The sequence below is a fragment of the Candidatus Protofrankia californiensis genome, assembly GCF_900634765.1.
Taxonomy (GTDB): domain Bacteria; phylum Actinomycetota; class Actinomycetes; order Frankiales; family Frankiaceae; genus Protofrankia; species Protofrankia californiensis.
This window is the reverse complement of the sequence record NZ_CAAAFT010000487.1, coordinates 27,139-29,371: the sequence shown is the minus strand read 5'-3', so window position 1 is coordinate 29,371 and position 2,233 is coordinate 27,139. Positions and strand designations below refer to the sequence as shown.

Here is a 2,233-nt window from a genome sequence, read left to right as displayed (position 1 = left end):
ATCAACGAATGGCTCCGATGACCGACTTTCCAAACACACCCTAGTTCGCCCGGGCGACGGCCTCGCAGATGGCCAGGGACTCACGGGCACCCAGTTCCAGCGCGCGGGCATAGTGGATGATCCATTGGCTGACGCCTTCGGCGCCCGCCGTGGCGTAGGCGCGGGCAGCGCCGGCGTAGACGCTGGTGGTCGTGTCACCGGTTGCCGTCTCACCGGTGGCGATCCGCCCGGATTCGATGTGCCCCACTTCCGTTGCGGTCACGGCTTTCGGATCGAGACCGCGGCTGATGAGTACCAGCCGTCCCGCCGCTCGGGCGATGATCCCGTCGAACGTGCCGAACGGGCGGATGGTCAGCAGCTCGCCCTCCACGATCGCGGCCACGACGATTGCTGGAGCGGAGGTTCGGGCCAACAGCAACTCGGTGAGCCCGCTTAGCCGCGCGGCGGTCTCGGTGGGCGAGGGCGCCGGGCCCAGGCCGAGGGGATCTGCCGGATCCGCACTTCCTGCCACGATCACTGGTGCGTGCGCGCCGCCGGAAGCTGTCTGACCAGCGGAGACGGAAGCCGGTTGACCAGCGGGGACGATGGCTGCGGACGGGGGGGCGAAGCGATCCGACATTCTCGGTCGGCCGAGATCGGTGTCGGCGACGAGGCCGTGGGCGGCAAGCACGTGCATCCGGGCGAGTGCCTGTCGTGGTGCCCGTTCCCAGGCGCCGCAGAGCGTTCCCAGCTCGGCGTAAAGCCGAACTGCGCCGAGCGTGACGCTGGTGTCAAGCGTGGCGCTGGTATACGCCGCGTTGCCGGCGGACTCTTCGCCCGTGGGCCCGCTCATCGCAGCGCCCCCGGTATCGGCGGGAGAACCAGCGTCAGCGGGGAAGTCGGTGCCAGTAGGGGAACCGGTGCTGAACGCCGCCATCGGCAGATCACGACCCAGGTGTGCGCGCAGGGTCTCCAACCCGACGTCGTAACCTTCCAGAGCCGCTGATGCACGAGCGGCCCGCAGCGACACTTCAGCCGTTACCTTGGCGCTGCCGCGACGCATGACCCGGTGGCGCAGCAGGGCGTCGACGGACGATCGGGCCGCGGTGACCGCGTCCGGAACGCCTGGCAGGGCGGTGAGACGGGCAAGGGGATCCGACCCGATAGCGGCGGTCATTGTCCGTACGCTACCGTCTTGCCTCCGCATGGACGGCTGGCCGGCCTCGGTACGGACCGGTGGTCGAAAAGTCCTGCCGGTTGTATCGGGGTGGGGCGCTGCGTGATCGGCGTTCGTGTTGGCGGCCGTGCCGGTTCCGGCAAGGGTGCGAACGGGACGTGATCACCATCCGTCTGTCACGTCGTGGGTATCCACAGGTCCGGTCGGGACGGCCCGAACCGGCCGGGTGTAGGCATCACAATGCGTCCGGGCCGCGCACCGGCGCCGGACACGGCAGACTGCGCAGAGAAAGCTCCGAAGGCGGTGCTGATTCCGGATTTCGCCGGGCCCGGGGAACCGCGGGACCGCGGGGAGGCCGACGGCCGTTTCGGACGTTCTCGGACGTTGTACAACCGCGCTTGACGACCATGGATGAGCGGTGGATGTGTTGGGCTGTTGCCATCGGGCACCATGTGGTGACCTGGACGCTGTCAGGCGGCCCGTGATGCCGTGCCCAGCGCCGAGCGGTAGCCGCGTCCGTGTCCGTGGAGGACAGCCCGTGCCCAGAAGGAGGATCAACGGTGTCGACCCCTACGCAGGACCGCTCAGCCGGTCGGGAGGCGACGCTCGGTGAGCTCGTCGCCGTCGCGACCCGGGACATGTCACTACTCGTCCGACAGGAGATCAACCTCGCGAAGGCGGAGCTGTCGCAGCAGGCTCTGTCCGCCGGGCTCGGTGCCGGGCTCCTCGTCGGCGCGGCCGGTCTCGGGGTCGGCGCGCTGATCGCGGTCACGATCGGGCTCGGTGAGCTGTTCACCTGGGCCGGGGTGGAGCGGTTCTGGTCGTACTTCCTGACGGCTCTGCTCTATGTGGTCGTCGCCGCCCTGCTGGGCCTGCTCGCGGCCAGGCGCCTGAAGAAGCTTTCGCCACCGGAGCGTACGTTGCAGACGGTCAGGGACGATATCGCGTGGCTGAAGCATCCGACGGCGATCGGAGGTTCCGGCGCAAACCACTCCAACGGACGCTCGGCCAGCCGCCAGCAGGACACCGTGCCCGTCCGCTGAACCGATCCGCTGAACCGATCCGCTGAACCGATCC

The 2,233-nt window shown here is 69.0% G+C and carries 2 protein-coding genes; one reads left to right on the top strand and one right to left on the bottom strand.

The features are described 5' to 3' along the window. Positions 1–40 precede the first annotated feature (40 nt). Entirely contained in the window at positions 41–1,156 is a 1,116-nt protein-coding gene (locus DD1DGNOD_RS25205) for a hypothetical protein (protein ID WP_131771170.1), read from the bottom strand. Positions 1,157–1,716: 560 nt separating this feature from the next. Here DD1DGNOD_RS25205 and DD1DGNOD_RS25200 point away from each other — a divergent pair. Next, the gene (locus DD1DGNOD_RS25200; RefSeq protein ID WP_131768811.1) at positions 1,717–2,199 is read left to right on the top strand and encodes a phage holin family protein; all 483 of its coding nucleotides are present in this window, start codon (positions 1,717–1,719) and stop codon (positions 2,197–2,199) included. The last annotated feature ends 34 nt before the right edge of the window (positions 2,200–2,233 follow it).

Excerpts from the sequence above, each read along its gene's own strand:
- DD1DGNOD_RS25205 (WP_131771170.1), bottom strand. The coding sequence starts at position 1,156 with ATGACCGCCGCTATCGGGTCGGATCCCCTTGCCCGTCTCACCGCCCTG.